The 23,013-nt window shown below is 36.4% G+C and carries 20 protein-coding genes and 3 tRNA genes; 11 read left to right on the top strand and 12 right to left on the bottom strand.

Annotated elements, in window-relative coordinates:
* Positions 1-36: 36 nt before the first annotated feature.
* The gene (locus KO524_RS03370) at positions 37-921 is read right to left on the bottom strand and encodes an NAD kinase (RefSeq protein WP_219290041.1); all 885 of its coding nucleotides are present in this window, start codon (positions 919-921) and stop codon (positions 37-39) included.
* A gap of 159 nt (positions 922-1,080) precedes the next feature.
* Positions 1,081-1,740 carry an acetoin utilization protein acuB gene (locus KO524_RS03365; RefSeq protein WP_219290038.1) on the bottom strand — a complete coding sequence of 220 codons (660 nt, stop codon included), beginning with the start codon at positions 1,738-1,740 and terminating at the stop codon, positions 1,081-1,083.
* A 92-nt stretch (positions 1,741-1,832) separates the two neighbouring features.
* Between KO524_RS03365 and KO524_RS03360 the strand changes: the two genes are divergently transcribed.
* The 8 genes from KO524_RS03360 (at position 1,833) to clpX (ending at position 10,269) form a co-directional block, all read left to right on the top strand.
* Positions 1,833-2,546, top strand: a complete 714-nt coding sequence (locus tag KO524_RS03360) for a pyridoxine 5'-phosphate synthase (protein WP_219290034.1) — start codon at positions 1,833-1,835, stop codon at positions 2,544-2,546.
* Between the two features lie 9 nt (positions 2,547-2,555).
* Complete coding sequence (locus KO524_RS03355) at positions 2,556-3,314, top strand: alpha/beta fold hydrolase (RefSeq protein ID WP_219290031.1); 759 nt, start codon at positions 2,556-2,558, stop codon at positions 3,312-3,314.
* Positions 3,315-3,482: 168 nt separating this feature from the next.
* Entirely contained in the window at positions 3,483-4,727 is a 1,245-nt protein-coding gene (locus KO524_RS03350; RefSeq protein ID WP_219290028.1) for an OmpP1/FadL family transporter, read from the top strand.
* Positions 4,728-4,744: 17 nt separating this feature from the next.
* A complete protein-coding gene (locus KO524_RS03345; RefSeq protein ID WP_219290025.1) occupies positions 4,745-6,229 on the top strand; it encodes a G-D-S-L family lipolytic protein in 1,485 nt (494 codons plus the stop codon).
* A 26-nt stretch (positions 6,230-6,255) separates the two neighbouring features.
* Complete coding sequence (locus KO524_RS03340) at positions 6,256-6,606, top strand: phage holin family protein (protein WP_219290022.1); 351 nt, start codon at positions 6,256-6,258, stop codon at positions 6,604-6,606.
* A gap of 104 nt (positions 6,607-6,710) precedes the next feature.
* Positions 6,711-8,036: a trigger factor gene (gene tig / locus KO524_RS03335; protein WP_219290019.1), complete on the top strand. Its 1,326-nt coding sequence runs from the start codon at positions 6,711-6,713 to the stop codon at positions 8,034-8,036.
* Positions 8,037-8,344: 308 nt separating this feature from the next.
* The gene (clpP, locus tag KO524_RS03330; RefSeq protein ID WP_219290016.1) at positions 8,345-9,010 is read left to right on the top strand and encodes an ATP-dependent Clp endopeptidase proteolytic subunit ClpP; all 666 of its coding nucleotides are present in this window, start codon (positions 8,345-8,347) and stop codon (positions 9,008-9,010) included.
* Between the two features lie 26 nt (positions 9,011-9,036).
* Positions 9,037-10,269: an ATP-dependent Clp protease ATP-binding subunit ClpX gene (gene clpX / locus KO524_RS03325; protein ID WP_219290013.1), complete on the top strand. Its 1,233-nt coding sequence runs from the start codon at positions 9,037-9,039 to the stop codon at positions 10,267-10,269.
* A gap of 315 nt (positions 10,270-10,584) precedes the next feature.
* Here clpX and KO524_RS03320 read toward each other — a convergent pair whose 3' ends face one another.
* From KO524_RS03320 to KO524_RS03310, 3 genes are all read right to left on the bottom strand, one after another.
* The gene (locus KO524_RS03320) at positions 10,585-11,253 is read right to left on the bottom strand and encodes a DNA-binding response regulator (protein ID WP_219290010.1); all 669 of its coding nucleotides are present in this window, start codon (positions 11,251-11,253) and stop codon (positions 10,585-10,587) included.
* A 2-nt stretch (positions 11,254-11,255) separates the two neighbouring features.
* Positions 11,256-12,977 (bottom strand): hypothetical protein, encoded by a 1,722-nt coding sequence (locus tag KO524_RS03315; RefSeq protein ID WP_219289992.1) that lies wholly within the window; start codon positions 12,975-12,977, stop codon positions 11,256-11,258.
* A 176-nt stretch (positions 12,978-13,153) separates the two neighbouring features.
* Complete coding sequence (locus KO524_RS03310) at positions 13,154-13,318, bottom strand: hypothetical protein (protein ID WP_219289989.1); 165 nt, start codon at positions 13,316-13,318, stop codon at positions 13,154-13,156.
* A gap of 360 nt (positions 13,319-13,678) precedes the next feature.
* On the opposite strand from KO524_RS03310, the gene KO524_RS03305 reads away from it, so the two are divergent.
* A complete protein-coding gene (locus KO524_RS03305) occupies positions 13,679-14,515 on the top strand; it encodes a hypothetical protein (RefSeq protein ID WP_219289986.1) in 837 nt (278 codons plus the stop codon).
* 77 nt (positions 14,516-14,592) lie between these two features.
* On the opposite strand, the gene KO524_RS03300 is transcribed toward KO524_RS03305, so the two are convergent.
* The 6 genes from KO524_RS03300 to KO524_RS03275 all read right to left on the bottom strand — a co-directional run bounded on the left by KO524_RS03300 (position 14,593) and on the right by KO524_RS03275 (position 18,915).
* Positions 14,593-14,678: transfer RNA gene (locus KO524_RS03300), tRNA-Leu, on the bottom strand.
* Between the two features lie 84 nt (positions 14,679-14,762).
* The gene (locus KO524_RS03295; RefSeq protein WP_219289983.1) at positions 14,763-15,131 is read right to left on the bottom strand and encodes a hypothetical protein; all 369 of its coding nucleotides are present in this window, start codon (positions 15,129-15,131) and stop codon (positions 14,763-14,765) included.
* 161 nt (positions 15,132-15,292) lie between these two features.
* A tRNA-Leu gene (locus KO524_RS03290) sits at positions 15,293-15,378 on the bottom strand.
* 11 nt (positions 15,379-15,389) lie between these two features.
* Positions 15,390-15,465 (bottom strand) — tRNA-Gly (locus KO524_RS03285).
* 270 nt (positions 15,466-15,735) lie between these two features.
* Positions 15,736-18,333, bottom strand: a complete 2,598-nt coding sequence (gene mutS, locus KO524_RS03280) for a DNA mismatch repair protein MutS (RefSeq protein ID WP_219289980.1) — start codon at positions 18,331-18,333, stop codon at positions 15,736-15,738.
* Positions 18,334-18,405: 72 nt separating this feature from the next.
* Complete coding sequence (locus KO524_RS03275; RefSeq protein WP_219289977.1) at positions 18,406-18,915, bottom strand: aromatic acid exporter family protein; 510 nt, start codon at positions 18,913-18,915, stop codon at positions 18,406-18,408.
* 350 nt (positions 18,916-19,265) lie between these two features.
* Between KO524_RS03275 and KO524_RS03270 the strand changes: the two genes are divergently transcribed.
* Positions 19,266-19,814 carry an RNA methyltransferase gene (locus tag KO524_RS03270; protein WP_219290553.1) on the top strand — a complete coding sequence of 183 codons (549 nt, stop codon included), beginning with the start codon at positions 19,266-19,268 and terminating at the stop codon, positions 19,812-19,814.
* Here the strand turns inward: KO524_RS03270 and folK are convergent.
* The gene (folK, locus tag KO524_RS03265; protein WP_219289974.1) at positions 19,786-20,925 is read right to left on the bottom strand and encodes a 2-amino-4-hydroxy-6-hydroxymethyldihydropteridine diphosphokinase; all 1,140 of its coding nucleotides are present in this window, start codon (positions 20,923-20,925) and stop codon (positions 19,786-19,788) included. The genes KO524_RS03270 and folK overlap by 29 nt on opposite strands.
* Before the next feature lie 123 nt (positions 20,926-21,048).
* Here folK and sppA point away from each other — a divergent pair, with 123 nt between their 5' ends.
* Positions 21,049-22,815, top strand: a complete 1,767-nt coding sequence (gene sppA, locus KO524_RS03260) for a signal peptide peptidase SppA (RefSeq protein WP_219289972.1) — start codon at positions 21,049-21,051, stop codon at positions 22,813-22,815.
* Positions 22,816-23,013: the final 198 nt, after the last annotated feature.

Raw genomic sequence — 23,013 nt, 5'->3', positions numbered from 1 at the left:
AAACGATTTTTAATGTTGAAAAGTATAAAAAAATAATCAATTTCTTTTATCCTCTCCCCAAAGTAATTTATTTCTCAGTGTTTTTAAGAATAATTGTTCCGGAAATTCTACCATATTTATAGTAAAAGGCGCTTTGGAGATGGTGATTTCCGTTTCATTGGCAACGGCTTTGGTTCCCGAATCTAAGGAAACCAAAAACTGTGGTTCTCTACTGGATACTTTTAGTTTTATTCGGGTATCGTCACTGATTACTAAAGGACGCACATTTAAATTATGGGGTGCAATGGGCGTAATAATAAGACAAGCTGTTTCTGGAGTTATAATTGGGCCTCCGCAGCTCAGTGAGTAGCCCGTAGATCCCGTAGGTGTAGATATGATTAAACCGTCTGCCCAATAGGAAGCCAAATAATCGTCGTTGAGATACGTCTCAATCGTAATCATCGAAGTAGTGTCTTTTCGAGATACTGTAATCTCATTTAATGCAAAATTCATTTCAAAGATATCGCATTGGTCGGGTTCGCAATCGAGACTGAGTAACGATCTGCGAGACAATTTAAATTGATTGCTAAACAACAAGGGGAGTAGGTCTTCAATTGCATCTTGTTGCACATTGGCCAAAAATCCTAATCGTCCGGCGTTAATACCGAGAATGGGAATGTTATTGCTCTTTACAAAGTTGGCTGCACGTAGCAAAGTTCCATCACCTCCAATACCGATAAAAAAATGATAGGATTGATCCAAGTCTCTTTTTTCGCTAAAGGTTTCATAGTGGTCTTCTAGAATCTTGTTTTCTAAAAGCAGTTGGTAATATCGGTCTTCAAAAACTACCGTAGAATGATGTTCTTCTAAAACACCCATCATGCGATGGATAATATCCTTAGTAATGGTTTGGCAACTTTGTCCGTAGATGGCAAATTTCATAAATAGCTTATATTTTTGTTTAAAACCTCAATGTCGTCACTTCGATGTTAACGGTTTTTTATAGAGTCGAAAACGCAGACAAATTTAATGTTAATGTTTTCGTTTACTGCGCTTTGGTTCTTAATTGAATGCAATACTTGTTGAAGGGCAATTTGTTTTTTATAGATTGAGGTATTTGTTTAAATAGTTCGACCGTTCTTGCAATTCAGTGGTATATTCGTCTTCTAAGTGCTTAGAAAGCACTTCGTAATCGTGCCTGCGAAAGGCTTGAATGACTTCGTTGATGTTTTCGGAATTAATTTTTAAAATGATTTCTGTCATTTCATTATCAATTTTAGAGATAAAAACACCTAATAGACGAGAATAGTTACTCTCGACTATTTGCGTTATTTCTGAAAAACTATACTTTTGACTGTTTTTTTCAATGGTTAAGCTTACTCCTTTTTCTGAGAAAAACGGGGCTGTAGAGAAAAAATCGATTAAATCGCTAAAGTGAAAATAACCCAAATAGGCCTTTTGATTATCAATGATGGGAACCATATTGCTGTCGTTTTTGGAACAGATTTCCAAAATGTCGAAGGAATTGGCGTTTTCCGTAGTGAAAAACAAATCCAAATCGTGTCGGAGTACCTCCAGTTTTTCCGAAGAATCCATTTCCAAAAGATCTTCTAGTAGTACATTGCCCTTGTAAATACCCTGTTCAACAATCGCATAATGTGACAAGGAATGAAGCTTCATAAATAGTGTTGCAGCTTCAATTGAAGTTTGAAACTCAAAAGGGGGTTGTTGGCATAGGGTTGGTTTGATAACATCGTTCATGGTTATGCGCTTTAATACCGTGCAAAATAATCAAAAATAAACCAATACTGCTTCATTATACTTTGTATTTTTGTTTTTAAAACCGATTTGTCATGACAAAATTATCTGTAAACATCAATAAAATAGCAACACTTAGAAACTCTCGGGGAGGAAATGTCCCGGATTTATTGAAGGTGGCTGCTGATGTACAGCGATTTGGTGCACAAGGTGTCACCATTCATCCTCGGCCAGATGAGCGACATATCAAATATCAAGATGCGCGCGATTTGGTAAAAGTAGTTTATACAGAATACAATATAGAGGGCAATCCAATGGATCATTTTATGGGCTTGGTTTTTGAAACAAAACCCACTCAAGTAACTTTGGTTCCGGATGCTGTTAATGCATTGACTTCAAACGCCGGTTGGGATACCATAAAGAATCAAGATTTCTTAAAGGAAATCATTGCTGAATGTAAATTAAAAGGTATTCGAACTTCGATTTTTGTCGATCCCGTTTTGAAAATGATAGAAGGTGCTCGGGAAACCGGTGCCGATAGAATCGAATTATATACCGAAGAATTTGCTCATCAATACGGCTTGGGTAACGAAAAGGGGATCTTACCTTATGTAGAAGCAGCGCACTTAGCTCAGGAACTGGGATTGGGAATCAATGCTGGGCACGACTTAAGTTTGGAAAATATAGCGTTTTTTAAAAGCGAAATCCCCGGACTTTTAGAAGTTTCTATTGGGCATGCTTTAATCGCGGAATCACTCTATCTCGGTTTGGAGAATGTTGTAAATATGTATATTAACAAATTGAAATAAATAACAAGTATGATTTTTTCTAAAATTGAAGGAACAGGGATTCCTTTTATAATTATTCACGGCTATCTCGGTATGTCGGATAATTGGAAGAGCTTTGGGACTCATTTGGCAGAAAAGGGCTATGAGGTTCATTTATTAGATATGCGAAACCACGGAAGGAGTTTTCATTCTGAGGAATTTTCCTATGCGCTAATGGTGGCTGATGTAGAGGATTATTTTGTGGCTAATAAACTTTCTCAATCTATAGTATTAGGGCATTCCATGGGAGGGAAAGTCGCTATGAGTTTTGCGGTAAAAAATCCGCAACTCGTCTCTAAGCTACTGGTGGTTGATATTGGACCTAAATACTATCCGCCACATCACCAAGATATTTTAGAGGCGCTCAATGCGGTAGATTTTTCACTTAAACCTTCTCGTTCAGAGGTTGAATCCGTTTTAACTCCATTGATTCCCGATGCATCCACACGGATGTTTTTGATGAAAAACCTCTATTGGAGAGAACCCGGGCAGTTGGACTTCCGCTTTAATCTAAAAGCTTTTAATAAACAGCCAGAAGCTGTAGGTGAAGCCTTGGCTGCAGCTGCTGTATTTGAAGGCGATGTTTTGTTTATCAAGGGAGCGCGTTCCAGTTATATTTTAGAACAAGATCAGTCTTTAATTAAGCAGCATTTTCCAAAGGCAATAACAGTTCAAGTTCCCGATGCGGGACACTGGGTGCATGCCGAGAATCCTTTAAAATTTCAAGAAGTGGTGGAACAATTCTTATAATAAGAAATTTTTAATACAAATAATGTTAAAAAAAGAGCGAAAATTTCGCTCTTTTTGCATTAATTGCAGTATAATAAACAGCACCTTAAAAAAATAGTGTAAAAAATTTGGAAAATTCGTAAAAAAGACTAAATTTGAGAGTAACAATAATGCAAACACTAGAAAATCATGATTAGAAAACTTTTATCAGTAAGCTTGTTGTCTCTTATGGCTTCATCTGCTTTTGCAGGCGGGTATCGTATAAGTATGCAAGGACAAAGGCAATTGGCTATGGGACACACCGGAGTCGCCGTGATTGGGAATGCAGAAACAATGTTTTTTAACCCAGCTGGTATGGTGTATTTAGAAGACAAATACAATTTTTCTGCAGGAGCAACTGCTTTAATAGCCGATACGAAATTTCAGAATGAGACTTATAATTGGACAAATAGCACCCGAAATGTCGGTACGCCTATGTATTTCTACGGAACTGCAAAAATTACCGATTGGCTGTCTGCCGGTTTAGCTGTTTATACCCCGTATGGTAGTGCTGTTGATTGGGATAGAGATTGGCAAGGTTCTCATTTAGTTAATAATATAGATTTAAAAGCCTTTTATTTTCAGCCTACAATTGCTGTAAAGTTAAGCGATCATTTTAGTTTTGGAGGGGGACCAATCTACGTTAATGGTTCGGTAGAGTTTAATAGAAACTTGACTCGAAGTATGACTAATGAAGACGGTCAACGAGCGAATGTAACCATAAATGCCAAAAATGTACATGCTTGGGGATATACGGCTGGATTCTTAGTAAGTCTTACGGAGGATTTTAGAATGGGTTTAAACTACCGCTCTAAAATTGTTATGGAGGCCGAAGACGGTGATGCCACTTTCTATAATTTACCCGCTTTTGCACAATCGACTTATACCAATACCACTTTTAATGCAGATATGCCCTTGCCAGCAGAGTTAACTGCGGGATTCTCTTATAAAATGGATAAATGGTTGTTTGCCTTTGATTATAATAGAACGTATTGGAGAGCCTATGACGCTTTAGTTATTGATTTTAATAACGGTACGCCAAGTTCTGTTAATGCAAGAAACTATAAAGATTCAAGTACTTACCGTCTGGGATTGCAATACACCGCTTGCGACAAACTATCCTTAAGAGCGGGGTGGTATTATGACGAAAGTCCAGTACAACAAGGTTATTTTGCGCCGGAAACGCCAAGAAATGATTCTAGAGCTTATACCGGAGGATTTACTTATAAAATCACTAAAAAACTTGGGGTTGATGTATCTCTAGCATACCTTCATTTTAGCGAAACCAACAGTTCATACGATCATTTTATAGAAGATGGTACAGCTGTATCGTTTGGAGGGACTTATTTAACAAGTGTGTTTTCAGCTGGTTTAGGATTGTCTTATAGTTTTTAATTTATACCACAAAAATCATGAAAAATAAATATATATATATACTTCCGGTGCTGGCAATGGCCATAGCTGGTTGTGAGCCGTCTTTCGAAAATGAAGTAGATGATGCTATTTACAGCAAAGGAGAAGCTGATTTTACGACCTATGTGGCATTGGGGAATTCCTTAACTGCTGGTTTTATGGACGGAACGGTTTTTAAAAGCGGACAAGAAAATTCTTTTCCTAACATTTTAGCTAAACAATTTGCAGTTGTAGGTGGTGGTGTATTTACCCAGCCTAGTTATGCTGATGATACTAATAATTTAGGAGGTTTATTGATTAACGGTACAGCTGTAAAAGGAACTCGATTGATCATTAATATGGCAACCGGACTTCCAGAAAATTTAAAAGGAGTATCGACTATTGAAGTTACCAAGTTGCAGGCAAAAGCCTATAATAATATGGGGATTCCAGGGGCTAAATCATTTCATTTAACCTTGCCGAATTACGGTAATATAGCTGGAATTCAAACCGGAACCGCTAACCCGTATTTTGTGCGTCAAGCGACTTCAGCCGCTGTAACGGTACTGGATGATGCTATGAGTTTAAATCCTACGTTTTTCACCAATTGGATTGGGAATAACGACGTATTGGGTTACTCTACTAGCGGCGGAGTAGGAATTGTTGGAGGAACAGGCGAAAATGATATTACACCCGTTCCCGTTTTTAAACGCGCTTATGAGGAAATAATTGAGAAATTGACTTCAAAAGGAGCTAAAGGTGCGGTAGCTACCATTCCAGACGTGACTGCGATTCCATATTTTACAACAGTACCCTATAATCCGGTACCTTTAGATGCAAGCACTGCTGCCATGCTTAATGCCGGTTACGCACAGTACAATGGAGGTTTATTACTTGCGCTTGGAGGGGGCATGATCACCCAGAAAGAAGTGGATGCGAGAACAGTTAAATTTACTGCAGGTAAGAATGCAGTAGTTATTGAAGATAAGTTTTTAACCAATTTATCTGGCTTGGGAATGCCTTCATACAGACAAGCGACAAAAGAGGATTTATTAGTGTTTACATCTCAAGCCATTATTGGGAAACCTATAGGAGGTGATGCAACAAAAATCCATGGACTTTCTGTTCCTTTAAGTGATGAGTGGGTTTTAAGTAAAGATGAAATTACTAATGCTAGACAAGCAACAGTTGAATTTAATAATATTATCAAAGCAGCAGCAGCTTCAAAAGGTTTGGCTGTAGTTGATATGAATGAGGTTTTAAATAAGGCAGTTTCTGGATTAAGAGCAGAAGATGGACAAATTTATACCGCTGATTATTTCAAAGGATTGAGTAATTTAAGTACGGTAATGTTTTCCTTAGATGGGGTGCATTTAAATGCTCGTGGGTATGCTTTTGTAGCTAATGAGATTTTGCGTACGGTTAATTCGTATTATAAAGCAAATATTCCGTTGGTAAACCCGGCAACTTATCCTGGACCAACCTTGTTGCCAAGCAATAATTAAACGAAATTCTAAAAGAATCAAAGCCTATGAAATTTATAATACGATTATTAGTTACTACTTTAATTGTGGTACTTTTAGCAAATATATTGCCGGGTGTTGCCGTTGACGGATTCACCTCTGGATTATGGGCAGCCTTAGTATTGGGATTGTTAAATATGTTTTTAAAGCCGCTTTTGGTCTTTTTAACTTTACCCGCGACTTTAATTACTTTAGGATTGTTTCTATTTGTGATTAACGCGGTAATCATTTTGTTGTGCTCCTATTTTGTTGGAGGATTTCATGTGAATGGATTTTGGGCAGCACTGTTATTCAGTATTGTTTTAACTTTTGTTCAGTCAATACTCAATGGTTTTTTAGAAAAAAAACAGTCAGATTAAAATAATTTTTTTATTAATTGAAATACAATTAGTTAAAAACTTGGTTGGGTTGCATAAAATAATTATTTTTGCAACCCAATTTTAGTATGTAAAAAAACACAAAAATGAATATTACAAGAAATAATGTAGACGCTCTTAACGCCATCGTTACTGTGGAGCTTGCAAAAGAAGATTACCAAGGTAATGTGGATCAGGTATTGGCAAACTATAGAAAAAATGCTAATGTTCCTGGATTCAGAAAAGGTGCTGTACCGATGAGCTTAATCATGAAGCAATACGGAAAAGCAGTATTGTTTGAAGAAGTGAATAAAGTTTTGCAGGAAAAGCTAAATGCTTATTTAGCAGAAGAAAAATTGGACTTACTAGGGAACCCACTTCCAAAGGTAACAGACAATTTCGATTGGGAAGCTGATACATTGAAATTTGATTTCGAATTGGGATTAGCTCCTGATTTTACAGTTGACTTAACTAGTAAAAATAAAATTACTAAATATACTGTTGTTGCGGATGAAGCCATGCTTGACGAACAAGTGGAATACATTCAAAAACAATATGGTAAGCTAATTTCTAAAGAAGTAGTTGCTGAAGGTGATGATATGGCGGGGGTTTTTGTTAATGAAGAAGCAGGTATTAATAGTGAAGTAACTATTAATGTGGATGCCTTTAGAACCAAAACAAACCAAAAGAAATTTATTGGAAAGAAAGTTGGTGATACCGTTGTTGTAAACACTAAAGGACTTTTTGATGATGACCACAAATTGATGGACTTCTTAAAAGTAGATCACGATGCTGTACATGGGTTAGAAGTGGATGTGGTTTTTACTATAAACGAAATCAATACTACAGAAAAAGCAGAATTAAATCAAGAACTTTTCGACAAATTGTTTGGAGAGGGAACGGTTACTTCTTTGGAGGAATTGAAAGTGAAAATTAAGGAAGATGCTGAAAAACAATTTGTTTCTCAAGCTGATCAAAAATTCATGAACGATGTTATTGAGCATATAATCGAAACTACTCGTTTTGAATTGCCGGCAACATTTTTGAAAAAATGGATGCAAACAGCAGGTGAAACTCCTTTGACTGCTGAGCAAGCAGAAGAAGAATATACTAAATCTGAAAAAGGTTTGCGTTACCAATTAATCGAAGGAAAAATTATTGCGGAAAACGATCTTCAAATCAATTTTGAAGAAGTTAAAGCTTTTACAACAGATTTGATTAAAAAACAAATGGCACAGTTCGGACAATTAGAGCCTTCTGAAGCTGATGTTGAAAGCATTGTTGCTAGAGTAATGTCAAACCAAGAAGAGGTTAGACGTATATCTGAGCAAGTGATGAACGATAAAATGTTGGCCTTGTTCAACGAAAAAGTGCCTTTTAAAACTAAAGAGGTGTCTTATAAAGATTTTATTAAAGAGATGTACGGAGAATAATTTCCAAAATGTCATAAGTTTTAAAAAACGCCTGTCTATTTTAGATATGGCGTTTTTTTAGCATAGATGAAGTGGAAAAGAGAAGTGAAAAGCCGTTGCTTAAACAAGAATTTGAATGCTGTTGATTTCTTTAAAAAGGTTTGTCAATTTTTTGTGAAACACACAAAATTTTCTAATAAACATATTATAAAGCAAATCGCTGGAAACTGTTTTCCGAAAAAAAATAACTATATTTGATGGGCTTTCTATAGTTAGGAAGACTTTTTTTTCAGTTGTATTTAAAGTTTAAAATTAAAAAAGATATTACTATGGACTACGGTAAAGAATTTGAGAAATTCGCCACAAAACATCGTGGAATTAACAGTATGTATTACGATAAAATCGTCGGTAGCATGACACCATATATCATTGAAGAACGTCATATGAATGTGGCTTCTATGGATGTGTTCTCGAGATTGATGATGGACAGAATTATATTTCTAGGTACAGGAGTTGATGATTATGTTGCCAACATTATTCAAGCACAATTATTGTTCTTAGAAAGTGTTGACAATGCTAAGGATATCAGTATTTACATTAACTCTCCAGGGGGAAGTGTTTATGCGGGATTGGGAATCTATGATACGATGCAATTTATTAAGCCTGATGTGGCTACGATTTGTACCGGTATGGCTGCTTCTATGGGAGCTGTTCTATTGTGTGCAGGAGCAGAGGGAAAACGTTCGGCTTTGCCTCATTCAAGAGTAATGATACATCAACCATCTGGAGGTGCACAAGGGGTGGCTACAGATATGGAAATCAATTTGCGCGAAATGCTAAAATTAAAAGATGAATTGTATCAAATTATCTCAGAACACTCTGGACAAACTTTTGAAAAAGTTCATGCAGATAGCGAAAGAGATTATTGGATGATTGCTCAAGAAGCCAAAGAATATGGAATGATTGATGAGGTTTTAATGCGCTCAAAAAAATAATTAATTTAAATTAGGAATTTTATAATATGGCGAAAGTGGAAATGAGATGTTCATTTTGTGGTCGACCAAAATCAGAAACAAATATACTGATAGCGGGTATTGATGCGCATATTTGTGATCGTTGTATTGAACAGGGATATGGTATTGTATTAGAAGAAAACAGTACTGCGGATCAAGATGGATTATCTCAAGAAGTGTTGCTAAAAAAACCGAGAGAAATCCGCGCCTTTTTGGATGAGTATGTCATTGGACAAGATCAGACTAAAAAAGTTATGTCGGTGGCTGTTTACAATCATTATAAAAGACTATTACAAGCAAATAATGATGATGATGTGGAAATTGAAAAAAGCAACATCATTATGGTTGGACAAACGGGAACTGGAAAAACCTTAGTAGCTAAAACCATAGCAAGAATGCTTAATGTACCTTTGGCTATTGTTGATGCTACGGTGTTGACTGAAGCAGGATATGTAGGAGAAGATGTAGAGGGCATATTGACTAAGTTGCTGCAGGCAGCAGATTATGATGTCGAAAAAGCAGAACGCGGGATCGTTTTTATTGATGAAATAGATAAAATAGCCCGTAAAAGTGATAACCCATCCATTACGAGAGATGTTTCTGGTGAAGGAGTGCAACAAGCCCTATTAAAACTATTGGAAGGAACTGTGGTTAACGTACCGCCTAAAGGAGGTAGAAAACACCCAGACCAAAAGTTTATTGAAGTCAATACTCAGGATATCTTGTTTATCGCTGGTGGGGCTTTCGATGGTATCGATAGGATTATTTCCAAACGTTTGAATTTTCAAGCTGTAGGTTATGGTACTTCTAAAGATGGTGACTTGGTAGACAAAGAAAATTTGTTGCAATACATTACACCAAAAGATATCAAAGATTTTGGATTGATTCCTGAAATCATCGGTCGTTTACCGGTGCTTACACATATGGATCCCTTGGATAGAGAAACGCTAAGAGCTATTTTGACCCAGCCTAAAAATGCGCTTATTAAACAGTATGAAAAATTGTTTAAAATGGATGAGATAGATTTTACTATAGCCGATGAAGCTTTGGATTTTATAGTGGAAAAAGCTTTGGAATACAAATTAGGAGCAAGGGGATTGCGTTCGTTATGCGAGGCGATATTAACCGATGCTATGTATGAGTTGCCAAGTAGTGATATCCGCGTGCTACACGTAGATGCTGCCTATGCAGAACAAGCTTTGAATAAAAACCTATTGCAACGATTGCAGTCGGCCTCATAAATTAAAAAATACAAGCCGAAACGAATTTTTTGGATTTGTGCTAAACTGAAAAACGGAACTCCTTTCTTAGGTGTTCCGTTTTTTTTAACTAAAATTTTACTCTGGTGTTTTACTTTTTAATAGTGCTTACTGCGCGCTTTGTTATTGATTTCGGGCTATAATACGATATTTTAACTTTTGAGAGGTTTAAAGTTCGATTGTCTTATTGAATTCTAAGGTCAAAATAAGGTAAGGCTTAATAAATAAAGCTTACAAAATGAAGATACTGCTCTCTAGTTGTGATAGCTTCTATTATAAACCTTAATCTGATAGCTATTATATTAGGCCTAAATCTTTGGATATACTGATAAGGTGTACGGTGTTTTTAGCGTCGAAATACATTTTTAGCTTATTTACTTTTTTTTCAACACTGCTTAAACTGGACGTACTGCTGCCTTGTTTTTTAAGATTAGTACTGATCTCAGTCTGACTTAAACCCTCTGATAGGTATTTTAATATAGTGATGTCTTCTTCTTGTAGTTCTACTAATTCGGGGTTGTTGTAGACCTCTTGTATATTGGTAGATAGAAAAACGTTCTCGCTGGTAGCCAATGTGACTAATGCAGCTTTTAGCTCGTTAATACTGTTTCTGCCTTTGCTGATAAAAGCATTAATTTTGTAGTCGTCAATTAATTTTTTTACCGTAACAAATCGATTTTCAATTGAATATACCATGAGTTTGATTTCGGGGTATTTCTCTTTTACTGTTTTTACTAAGTCTTCGCCATTGCTTATTTGTGTTTCTCTGTGGTCTGCTGCAAAAGATAAATCTGAAATTAACAAATCAAAAGGTGCGTTGTTTAAAACGGCACTTTTGATTTTTAGCCAAGCTTCGTCACAGTATTTACAATGGAATACTTCAGCATCAGTTTCCTCTTGTAGCATTGCAACAACACCTAAATTAATGCTGTCTATATCTTCGACTACTAATATTTTTTTAAACATATCTATACGGGAATCGTTATAAAAATCTTCAGTCCTTTGTTGATTTCAATTTCAAATGTAAAGCTTCCGCGAATGTCTTTAATGCGGTTTTCCGCATTGGTTAAACCGTTTTTGGCAATTAACTTTTCGTTAACGATGCCGGTCCCATTATCGGAATAGTTGATTTTGAGTAAGCCTTTTACTTGTTCAAATTTTAAACTAACCAAGTTGGCTTTGCTGTGTTTCTTCATATTGACCAACAGTTCTTGTATAACTCGATAAATAGCTATTTTTTTGATTTCAGTTAATGAATTCCAATCGATTGTATCAATGCCTACTGAAACCAGTTTGAGGTTTTTACCGTTATACTCTTGTAAGAGGCTTTTTAGATAATTTAAAAAATCGTCGCCAAAACTAATGGAACCATATTCTGAAGAGATGTTTCGTGTTTTATTGTAGGCACCTTCAAGATCGTTTAACAAACGATTTTTGTGAGTATCGGATGTTAGATCGAAATTTTCGGTATAGGCAATAATATTATAGATGTCGTTAGCGAGTTCATCGTGAATTTTTTTAGATATTTTGGTTTCAGTAATATAGACCTGTTTGGCTTTTTCTGCTTGATGTCGTCTCTGACTGTTTTTAATAAACCAAAGAACTCCTACAATTATGGTAATTAGAGTAAAAATCAGTATTTGCCGCTTGTTTTTCTCTCGTTCGATATCGATTTCTTGTTTGGCGGTTATGGTTTTTAGTTCTAGGTTTTCAGCTGTTTCCTTTTGGTGGTCGTATTTGATTTTGGCAAACTGATTTTTTGCGGTTTGATTGGTTTGATTGGTGCTTTTGGAGCGATCAATATAATTTTGTGACCACCTACGCAGTTCATCCGTGTTGCTTGTTTGTATTAATAATCCCAAGGCTCTAAGCTCGTCGTCAGGATTCTTTAGTTTTTGTCCAAGCCGATACATTTTTAAAGCGTAATCCTTGGCTAAATTGGGGTCTTTTTGTAAATAATAATCAGACAGGTTGGCATAACTCTCTATTAAGCCGTGTTCGAATTGAAGTGAGTCTCTGATGTTTAAACTCCGTTTTAGTTCATTTAAACCCGTATTGGGATTCGCCCTAAATAAACTAAGGCCTAGGTTGTCTAAAGTTCGTGCGTAATGAAGGGGATGCTGTTTTAATATAGGTGCATCAATTAAACTGTCTAGTATTTGCCGAGCTAATTCAAAATGCTGTTTTTGAATATACGTATAGGCTATATTGTTTTTTAATGTAATACGGCTGAGTTCATCAATATTGAGATGAAGTGCTTTATTGTAATATTCAATTGCTTTGTCGTGATCATGTAGCTTAAGATAATTGCGACCAAAGTTGTTGTAAAGAGCAATGATGTACGATACATTATCTTTTGGAGCGTATTTTAGGGCTTCAGTACAAGTTTCTTCTGAACCAATAACATCACCAGATAGAAATTGAATTTCTGAAATTTTAATAGAGTTATAGGTCAGATTTGCGAAATCTTTAATTAATAAAAGTTCGCTATTCGATTGTAAGTAATAGTAATATGCGCTGTCGTTAAGGTTTTGTTGTGCAAAGGAATCGGCTTTGTTTTGGTAAGAGTAGGCTTTCGAGAAAGAGGGGGGTGTTGAGTTTATTGTATGCTCATTGTTGCTGTTGCAACCAACAAGCAAAATACTGCAAATGAGGAGTAATAATATAAAAATGAAGTAGTCTTTTCCCATACGTCGAAAGTAGTCGTTTTTGACGAGAAAAGAAACAGTAAGACGTATTGCTTTTAGTTTGTCAAATCTAAAAGTGTGGAGAATGAAAAGTATTTTGCATAGGCTTTTAGCGTGTTATGGTAAAAAGAGGATGTTCAAAATTTTACTTCGCAACATCCTCTAGTTAATTGGGCTTTTTACTTGGTTGGGGGTTTAATTGGAGGGCTAGGTTTTACTACTATGGCGCCTGTTCCATCACCCATTTCTTTTTTAATTGACGCTTCTTCGTTAGAGTCTGGGGTCTCACAGGCTACGAATAATCCAGAGACCAATACGAACATTAAGATATATAATTTCTTCATTTTTTCGACTATTTAATAGGTTGAGTTTTTTTTTGCCATAAGGTCTTCTGGACCTTAAAAGGGCGTTTAAAAAAAATCGAGCTCGATAAATAGGGAAGGGCGAAGCGGTATAGGTGGGGTTCAAATTGTAACTTCCCTTTTGCAAAATGAGGGTACCCACAAATCCTACTTCATTTAGTTTTGTACATTTGTTGAGGTAGCGAACCACAACAAGAACTAAAATTGTTGAGGCAAAGAAATAGAAGTTAAAGCGCAGTATATCAGTGTGTTTCCGATAATTCCGATGTTTCCGATACAATTCCGATTGTTCCGTGTGAATTCCAGTTACTCCAATTTAATCTTACTAAAGCATTGAGATTTATGAATAAGTTTACTTCTGCTGATTATATTAAAGCGGTTAAAGAAGCGATTGAAGAGGCAAAAAAAAACAGCGAATACGATTATATTTTATTAAATCCATCCCCTGCAAAACTTCGTGATATTTGTATGGCTATTTATAGCGATAGCCCATCGAGTTCGGATAAGAAAATTTTCGAACACTTCTTTAAATTAGACCTGCGTGCAGATCTAACAAGTCAATTTTTAAATTTTAATGTGGATAAATTAAGACCTGTTCGGAATTTTATAATTGGTGATTCCGGAAGACCCAGTTTTATGATAGTGGAGTTGTTGGCGGTACTTGCAGATTTTGAAAAAAGGCCATTGGGTAAGTTTTTGGGGAGCAACACAGGTGTGGTTGAAAATAAAGTGGAAGACGTAAAGGAACATACAATTGTTAAAGAGGAGTTACGGATTAATAGTCCGTTGTTTGTTTCGACAAAAAACAAAAAGGAGGGGTTGGTAATTGCTGCGTTGCTTTTTGTGGTTTTCTTAGGGGGATTGTGTGTAAATGGATTTCAGTCAGACAAACCCGACTGTGTATATTGGAGTTATGACTATTATGAATTGATTGATTGTGAGAGTCGCGTTGTAGGAGTTACAACGTTTCATAACATACTGCCTGTAGAGCAATATATATGGAGGTATTTTAAAGAGATAGAGGGGAGTCCGCCAACCGTCTTTTTTCAAAATGGTAAAACGATTATTTGGTACGGTAAAAATACCGGCGGCAGTTACGAGTATTTTACGAATACGGGAGAGCATTCTGAAATTGGTAAACAGCTCAAGCCGGTTACTAATATTCATCTAGGTAACTGAATTTCAAAGACTTGATTACTAGTCTGTCAGTCAAAAAAAAGCAAAAAAAAATCCCAAACTATTTGTTTAGGATTTTGTACTCGAGGCGGGACTTGAACCCGCACGAACATTACTGTTCACTGGATTTTAAGTCCAGCGTGTCTACCACTTCCACCACTCGAGCATCGTTATACATATGTTGTATTGCGGAGTGCAAATATAGGATGTTTTTATGTAAAATCAATACATCAAAACGAGATTTTATTTTTTATTCTTCTTTGCCAAATACATCTTCTGCACTGGCAAAAATATCGACAGAGAAATCCAATATTTCCGAGACTACAAAATTCCTACGTACTTCATCCATGCCTTTAATCAGACGTAATTCTGTGGTGAATTTTCGACTGGTTGCATAGATGTTTTGATCGATAGCTATTTTAAAAAAGTATTTTCCACTGGGTGTTCTAAATTTATAAAGGGACACAAGTTCAAAATTATTTTTAAGAAAATTTATTGTACCGTGTATGGCTTCCTTACTGGAGTATTCCATACTGGTTAAAATGGTTTTACCGCGCCTGGAATTATAGGTGTATTTTAATTGTCCGTTTTCTTTTAGGCTGATAACAAATGCACTCATGTATTATAGAGAAAAGTACTATTGAATTGATTACGAAAAAAAACTATTGAGTTTGGATGATTTTGAAGTCTTCCGCATATAGGGTTGTCCTGAATTGAAATCCAGGATTTACTTTAGTTTAAAGCAAAAAAAAATCCTAAACGATTTGTTTAGGATTTTTGTACTCGAGGCGGGACTTGAACCCGCACGAACATTACTGTTCACTGGATTTTAAGTCCAGCGTGTCTACCACTTCCACCACTCGAGCATTAGAATTAATGGAGCGAAAAACGGGATTCGAACCCGCGACCTCAACCTTGGCAAGGTTGCGCTCTACCAACTGAGCTATTTTCGCATATCGTTTTTTGTTAAGAACATCGCCATACTTGTTCCGTATTGCGAGTGCAAATATAGAACGTTTTTTCATATTCACAAGGGATAGAGCAAAAAAAAACCAAAGTTTTTTTTAATTCCTTGATTCTCAGAAATCAAAAAAACAAAGTTTTTTTAAACTTTTTAGAGGAGCTGTTTCACCGGTTCATTATGGATGTTTAAAAATGTAAAAACGAGTAAACTTAATGGGTTTACTCGTTTTTTTAAGATAGGGTTTATATTGTGTATAATATTATTTGCTCAACATTTTTTTGATTTCATTTAATTTCATCAATGCTTCCACAGGAGTTAGTGTGTTGATGTCTAAAGCTGCGATTTCGTTTTTGATGTTTTCCAATAAGGGATCGTCTAAATTAAAAAAGCTCAACTGCATTTCCTCTTCAAGTTCGCCTAAATTGGCTTCCTTGGAATGTCCTTTTTCGAGCTGTTTAAGCATTTTTTGAGCCCTAAGTATTACAACTTGCGGCATGCCTGCCATTTTGGCTACATGGATACCAAAACTATGAGCACTGCCCCCTGGAACTAGTTTTCGAATAAACAAAACATGGTCTTTAAGTTCTTTTACAGCCACATTGAAGTTTTTAATTCCTTCGAAGTGCTCTTGCATATCGTTGAGTTCGTGATAATGAGTAGCAAATAGGGTTTTTGGTTTAGCAGGGTGTTGATGCAAGTATTCTGCAATAGCCCACGCAATTGATATACCATCGTAAGTACTGGTACCTCGACCAATTTCATCGAGCAATACCAAGCTGCGATTGGAAATATTGTTTAGAATAGAAGCTGTTTCGTTCATTTCTACCATAAAAGTTGATTCTCCCATCGAAATGTTGTCAGAAGCTCCTACGCGGGTGAAAATTTTATCTACTAGACCCATTCTAACACTGCTTGCTGGAACAAAACTACCCATTTGTGCTAAGAGTACGATTAACGCGGTTTGTCTCAGTATAGCCGATTTACCCGACATATTGGGACCGGTAATCATGATGATTTGTTGGTGCGTATTGTTGAGAAAAACATCGTTAGCAATATAGGGAACATCGGGAGGTAATTGTTTTTCAATAACCGGGTGCCTTCCATCTTTGATTTCCAAATCAAAACTATCATCAATTTCTGGACGCACATAATGATGTTCGTTGGCCAACTGTGTAAAAGAACACAAACAATCGATTTGAGCAATGAGATTGGCATTCAGTTGAACGGGTTTGATATATTGGGCACACCAGATGATAAACTGCTCGTAAATTTCACTTTCCAGTTTGCTTATTTTTTCTTCTGCGCCTAGAATTTTATTTTCATATTCTTTGAGCTCTTCTGTGATATAGCGTTCTGCATTAACCAAAGTTTGCTTGCGAATCCATTCGGTTGGAACCTTGTCTTTATGTGTGTTTCTCACTTCGATATAATAACCAAAAACGTTATTGAACGAAATTTTTAACGATTGAATCCCTGTTTTCTCACTTTCGCGTTTTTCCATATCGTCCAAATACGCTTTTCCCGTATTCGATATATCTCGCAAAGCATCGAGTTCTTCGTGTATGCCTCTAGCTATAGCATTTCCCTTTGACAAGGCAACAGGAGCCTCGGGATGTATGGTCGTGTCAATACGCTCACGTAGCAACTCACAGGCGTGTAGTCTATCACCCATGGCACGTAATGAATCGTTCTTGCTTTCCAAGGCCATCTTCTTAATCGGAATAATGGCATTTAAGGATTCCTTTAGATACACCAATTCACGGGGCGATACTTTGCCTGTGGCAATTTTGGAAATTAATCGTTCTAAATCCGATATCTGTTTGATTTGATATTGGAAGTGCTCTAATACCGAGGCATTGTTTTTTAAGAAGGAGACGATTTCATGTCGTTCGTTAATTTTAGCCAAATCTTTGAGCGGCAAGGCTAACCAACGTTTTAACAAACGACTTCCCATCGGGGATAGTGTTTTGTCGATAACGTCTAAAAGCGTGATGGCATTTAAATTGGTACTGTGGTACAATTCTAAATTCCGAATGGTAAAGCGATCCATCCAGACATAGGCATCTTCGGCTATCCGTTGTAGATTAGATATGTGTTGGATTTTATTGTGCTGCGTTTCTGATAAATAATACAAGATGGCACCACTGGCAATGATTCCTTCGTGCAAATCTTCTACACCAAATCCTTTTAGGGATTTGGTGTCAAAATGTTGTGTTAGGGAGTCAAAGGCAAAATCTTCTTTAAAAACCCAATCTTCTAAATAAAACAGATTAAAATTTGAGCCAAAATGTTGTAGAAATTGGTTTTTATTGTTTTTTTGAACCAATACTTCACTTGGTGAAAAGTTCTGAAGAAGCTTGTCTATATATTCCGTATCGCCTTCGGCAGTTAAAAACTCTCCTGTAGAAACATCTAAAAAGGAGATTCCAATATTTTTTTTGCCAAAGTGTAAGGCCGATAAAAAGTTATTTGTCTTGGAGTGTAAAACTTCATCATTTAAAGCAACCCCAGGCGTAACCAATTCGGTTACCCCTCTTTTTACAATGGTTTTGGTCGTTTTAGGGTCTTCTAATTGATCGCAGATAGCAACGCGCAAACCCGCCTTAACTAATTTGGGTAAATACACATTAATGGAGTGATGGGGAAAACCCGCTAATTCCGTTTCACTGGCTGAACCGGCGCCGCGTTTGGTCAAAGTAATACCCAAAATATTGGAGGCACGAACAGCATCTTGCCCGAAAGTTTCATAAAAATCTCCCACTCGAAAAAGCAAACAAGCATCGGGATATTTCTTCTTAATATCGTTGTATTGTTTCATTAACGGAGTTTCCTTGGTACTTTTTTCTTTTGCAGACATGCTTGTTGTTTTAATAAATACAAATATAAGTTAAGAATTTTATTTTGTCGAATTTTATGGATTGCTCCCTGATTATTGCACGATTTGCAATTTCCTTTTGGCGTATCTCAAAATCATCGAAGTGAATATGGTAATCAATAAACCGATAAGACAGCCAATCGTAACCGAGGCAAAACGAAAAATCGGTGCCAATTCTGCCTGAGTGGTATGTGGTTGAACCAAAACAATAAGTAAAGTAACCAAAGCCACTCGCGCCATATTCATAATGTTAAAAAGATAACAAGTGATAATGGTCAAAATAATTCCGACTAAAATAACATAAAAATTTGGTTCATGCATTAGGATACAAGCCAAAGCCACTGCCGAACCGACCATATTGGATTTAAAACGCTCTATAGACAAACGACGAGAATCTTTTCCTTCCGGAGAAATTACCAGTATAATCGAAATCATTGTCCACATCAATTCGTGTTCCGGCAAACTCATATACAACTTGTAGCCGACAGAGAAGCCTAGAATACAACGAGTAATATAAATAAGTAGTGGCGAAGTAACATACGCTCTCAGCATGGCGGTCAACATAATCAATGCGCTTTTGTGAACCTACAAAAATATTACAGTTAAACTTACAAAGCTAAGAAATAGTGCTGTTTTTGCTGATAGGCAGATAGGCAGATAGGCAGATAGGCAGATAGGCAGATAGGCAGATAGGCAGATAGGCAGATACGCTGATACGCTGATACGCTGATACGCTGATACGCTGATACGCTGATACGCTGATACGCTGATACGCTGATACGCTGATACGCTGATACGCTGATACGCTGATACGCGCATTTGCGAATGGGCATATAGGCATATAGAAGTATAGGCATATAGAAGTATAGGCTAATAAAAAATTATTGATTAATTTTGCAGTTATGACAGATACGATGAGAAAATTAGCCAACAGCGAATTAAACAGAATCAATACAGACGAGTTTAAAGACGCAACCAAAACCCCGTTGATATTGGTATTGGATGATATACGCAGTTTACACAATATCGGTTCGGTATTTAGAACTAGCGATGCTTTTTTAATAGAGAAAATTTATTTGTGTGGAATTACGGCAACGCCACCAAATAAGGAAATACATAAAACGGCGTTAGGGGCAACGGAAACAGTTGTATGGGAATATGCTGCTGACGTAGTGGAGGTATTGGAAAAATTAAAAAGCGAAGGAGTTTCTTTACAAGCAGTAGAGCAGGTTGTGCATAGCGTCATGCTAAACGACTTTAAAGTTATCCCTGACCAGAAATATGCCTTGGTATTTGGTAATGAAGTAAAAGGGGTTTCTCAAAAAGCGATAGACCGCTGTGATGGGGTCATAGAAATTCCACAATTGGGCACCAAACATTCCTTGAACATTTCTGTAAGTGCAGGAATCGTGGTTTGGGATTTGTTTCAAAAAATCAACGCGCGTTTATCTTCTGCTGAATAAGCGCTAAAATGGCAATATAGTCTTCTTGACGATTTACAAAATCCATTTCAGAAATATCTATAATCAAAACCTTGTCTTGTGGCAGGGTTTTAATATAATTAAAGTATCCTTGATTAACCTGTTCTAGATATGTGGCGGGAATATCACTTTCATAAGAACGACCACGCTTTTTAATGTTTTCCAGTAAACGCGTAGTGTTTTGATATAAATACACATACAAGCCCGGTTTGGGGGTTTCTTTATACATGATTTCAAATACCTGTTTATACAGTCGGAATTCATCACTTTCCAAGGTGATTTGAGCGAAAATCAGCGATTTGAAAATATGATAATCGGCAATAATAAATTCTTTAAACAGGTCAAATTGTGCTAAGTCATCGGATAATTGGGAATATCGATCAGCAAGGAACGACATTTCTAATGGAAAAGCGTAACGAGAAGCGTCTTCATAAAATTTAGGTAGAAAGGGATTGTCTGCAAAACCTTCCAAGATTAGTTTCGCATTAAAATCTTCTGAAATTTTGTGAACCAAGGTGGTTTTTCCAGCACCAATATTTCCTTCAATAGCTATAAAATTGAGGTCTTGAAAGCGGTATTGGCCAAGGGGGTGATTTAAGTTGCCAATCTTCGTGCAAATAGCCGTGTCGGTGCATTGCTGTAAAAGTTCGGCAAAAGATTTCTTTAAAACGGGATGGGTCCACTCAAAATGTAAGTCCGCTATCGGTTGTAAAACAAATCGACGCTCGGGAAATAAAGGATGAGGTATGCTTAATGTAGCTGTGGAGATACATTCATCATTAAAGCTTATTAAATCGATATCTATAATACGGGCACTATAGTTTTTAGAAGTCGAACGAACCCTGCCCAATTGCGTCTCTATTTTTAAAGAGCGTTCTAATACCGTTTTTGCATCTAAGGACGAATGTATTAATAAAGCACAATTGTAAAAAGCATCGCTATCAAAACCCCAAGAAGGAGTTTCATAAACAGCAGAAACACGAACGACGGTGCCTATTGATTTGTGAATCAGGTCTATGGATTCTTGAAGTTGGGCGATGCGATTGCCTTGATTACTGCCTAGGGATAGGATGATTTGATTCTGAATAAACATTTGGCAAATTAACTAAAAGTAATTTAATTTACAACACTATAAAACTAAGTAGTTTTGTACGATATTTGAATAAAATTGTAACAATAGGGTAGGTTTAACTACTAATAGAGAAAAAGTGGAAATATGAGATTTTTAAGAAATGTATTGGCAACGATTGTAGGGTTGTTTGTTTTTTTTGGTATCCTTTTTTTTGGGATAATCCTTTTGGGAGCCATCTTTGGAAGCAGTAGTGACAAAGTACTGGTTAAAAACAATTCGGTAATCAACTTAGACCTTTCTAAGGTCAAATACGACTATGCGGGTCGATTTAATTATAAGGATTTTAATTATGTTGATAGCGATGCTGATGGGGTTTCTGATATTTTAAATGCAATAGAAGCTGCAAAAACGGACGACAAAATTAAGGGGATCTCCATATTAAATAATTATTCGGAGTTAGGTATGGCACAACGCCGTTCAATACGTGAAAAATTAGAAGAATTTAAAAAAAGCGGAAAATTTGTATTGGCCTATGCTAATGCGTATTCGCAATCCGAATATTATATGAACTCTGTAGCGGATACGGTTTATCTAAATCCAGTGGGGGAATTGGACTTTAAAGGATTGGCAGCTGAGGTGCTTTATATGAAAGATTTGCAAGAGAAATCGGGTGTTAAAATGGAAGTCATTCGTCATGGAAAGTATAAAAGCGCTGTAGAACCGTATTTGGAACAAAATATGAGTGAAGCCAATAGAGAGCAAATGACGGTATTGTTAGAATCCATTTGGTCAACGGTTTTAGAAGATGTTTCTAAGAGTAGAAATATTCCTACAGATTCGTTAAACCGTATAGCCGATCGTTTAGGTGCGCGAACGCCAGAGTTGGCAAAAGCGGTTCATTTGGTAGATAAAGTGGTATATGAAGACGAATACCATAATGCTATTAGAAAGGCATTACAGGTAGAAAAGAATAAGGATTATAATACGATTGATATTCTAACCTATGCTAGAGAAGTGGCCACAAGACGATCAGCAAACACTTCTAAAGATGAAATCGCAATAATTTACGCACAAGGACAAATTTTAAATGGCGAAGGAAATGTAAACTATATTGGAGAAATTTCAGTTAATCGTGCTTTGAAAAAAGCGCGTGAAAACGACAACGTAAAAGCTATTGTCTTGAGAGTGAATAGCCCAGGAGGAAGTGCCTTGACGTCTGATTTGATTTGGAGAGAAGTTGAACTGACTAAAAAGGTTAAACCGGTTATAGTGTCTATGGGTGACGTAGCGGCTTCAGGCGGATACTATATCGCTTGTAATGGTGATTATATTTTTGCCGAACCGGGTACGATTACAGGTTCTATAGGTGTTTTTGGAATGCTGCCTAACTTTAAAAAGGTAGCAGACAAGTTTGGCGTTAACGCCGAACACGTTTCTACAAATAAAAATTCGCGTGGATACAGTCCTTTCTCCGATATTGACCCAGCTTACAAAGCCGTGGTAACAGAAGGTGTGGAAAATGTTTATAAAACTTTTGTGACAAGAGTAGCTACAGGTAGAAAAATGACTTTTGATCAAGTCGATCAAATTGCTCAGGGACGTGTATGGACAGGAAAAAATGCTTTGGATAACGGTTTAGTTGATGCTCTAGGTGGTTTGCATGATGCTATTGCTTATGCTGCCAAGAAGGTAGAAATTAAGGAATATAAAACGGTGAATTACCCAGAATATGAAGTTAAATTTGAAGATATGATTCGCGGATTTATAGGAGTGTCTATGATGAAAACTCAAGATGAATTGATCAAAGAAAAAATTGGAGCAGAAAGTTTTGAAATGATTGAACGCTTGAATTATTTTAATAAAGCTCAAGGTATTCAAGCTTTATTGCCATACGAGCTTTTGATTAAATAAGCATTAGTCCGTATCCCAAAAAAGAGAGGCTGTTTTAAAAGGACAGCCTCTTTTTTTTTACAAGTTTATTAAATTTCTTGGGAGAAACTAAAAAACCGTTCAAAATAGTTAATATTCAGTACGAAGTCGGTTTATTTAAGGTTTTATTAAGTAAATTGGGGGTAATTTTTTATATTTTGCCAATAAGAGAGCAAGTTT

The sequence above is a fragment of the Flavobacterium sp. NKUCC04_CG genome, from assembly GCF_019345525.1.
Taxonomy (GTDB): Bacteria; Bacteroidota; Bacteroidia; order Flavobacteriales; family Flavobacteriaceae; genus Flavobacterium.
Note: the sequence above shows the minus strand (reverse complement) of the source record. Positions and strands in the feature narration are given on the sequence as shown.

What these genes read in the sequence shown, in the direction of transcription:
- KO524_RS03370 (WP_219290041.1), bottom strand. Translation starts at nt 921, where the DNA reads ATGAAATTTGCCATCTACGGACAAAGTTGCCAAACCATTACTAAGGAT.
- KO524_RS03365 (WP_219290038.1), bottom strand. Translation starts at nt 1,740, where the DNA reads ATGAACGATGTTATCAAACCAACCCTATGCCAACAACCCCCTTTTGAG.
- KO524_RS03360 (WP_219290034.1), top strand. Translation starts at nt 1,833, where the DNA reads ATGACAAAATTATCTGTAAACATCAATAAAATAGCAACACTTAGAAAC.
- KO524_RS03355 (WP_219290031.1), top strand. Translation starts at nt 2,556, where the DNA reads ATGATTTTTTCTAAAATTGAAGGAACAGGGATTCCTTTTATAATTATT.
- KO524_RS03350 (WP_219290028.1), top strand. Translation starts at nt 3,483, where the DNA reads ATGATTAGAAAACTTTTATCAGTAAGCTTGTTGTCTCTTATGGCTTCA.
- KO524_RS03345 (WP_219290025.1), top strand. Translation starts at nt 4,745, where the DNA reads ATGAAAAATAAATATATATATATACTTCCGGTGCTGGCAATGGCCATA.
- KO524_RS03340 (WP_219290022.1), top strand. Translation starts at nt 6,256, where the DNA reads ATGAAATTTATAATACGATTATTAGTTACTACTTTAATTGTGGTACTT.
- tig (WP_219290019.1), top strand. Translation starts at nt 6,711, where the DNA reads ATGAATATTACAAGAAATAATGTAGACGCTCTTAACGCCATCGTTACT.
- clpP (WP_219290016.1), top strand. Translation starts at nt 8,345, where the DNA reads ATGGACTACGGTAAAGAATTTGAGAAATTCGCCACAAAACATCGTGGA.
- clpX (WP_219290013.1), top strand. Translation starts at nt 9,037, where the DNA reads ATGGCGAAAGTGGAAATGAGATGTTCATTTTGTGGTCGACCAAAATCA.
- KO524_RS03320 (WP_219290010.1), bottom strand. Translation starts at nt 11,253, where the DNA reads ATGTTTAAAAAAATATTAGTAGTCGAAGATATAGACAGCATTAATTTA.
- KO524_RS03315 (WP_219289992.1), bottom strand. Translation starts at nt 12,977, where the DNA reads ATGGGAAAAGACTACTTCATTTTTATATTATTACTCCTCATTTGCAGT.
- KO524_RS03310 (WP_219289989.1), bottom strand. Translation starts at nt 13,318, where the DNA reads ATGAAGAAATTATATATCTTAATGTTCGTATTGGTCTCTGGATTATTC.
- KO524_RS03305 (WP_219289986.1), top strand. Translation starts at nt 13,679, where the DNA reads ATGAATAAGTTTACTTCTGCTGATTATATTAAAGCGGTTAAAGAAGCG.
- KO524_RS03295 (WP_219289983.1), bottom strand. Translation starts at nt 15,131, where the DNA reads ATGAGTGCATTTGTTATCAGCCTAAAAGAAAACGGACAATTAAAATAC.
- mutS (WP_219289980.1), bottom strand. Translation starts at nt 18,333, where the DNA reads ATGTCTGCAAAAGAAAAAAGTACCAAGGAAACTCCGTTAATGAAACAA.
- KO524_RS03275 (WP_219289977.1), bottom strand. Translation starts at nt 18,915, where the DNA reads ATGTTGACCGCCATGCTGAGAGCGTATGTTACTTCGCCACTACTTATT.
- KO524_RS03270 (WP_219290553.1), top strand. Translation starts at nt 19,266, where the DNA reads ATGAGAAAATTAGCCAACAGCGAATTAAACAGAATCAATACAGACGAG.
- folK (WP_219289974.1), bottom strand. Translation starts at nt 20,925, where the DNA reads ATGTTTATTCAGAATCAAATCATCCTATCCCTAGGCAGTAATCAAGGC.
- sppA (WP_219289972.1), top strand. Translation starts at nt 21,049, where the DNA reads ATGAGATTTTTAAGAAATGTATTGGCAACGATTGTAGGGTTGTTTGTT.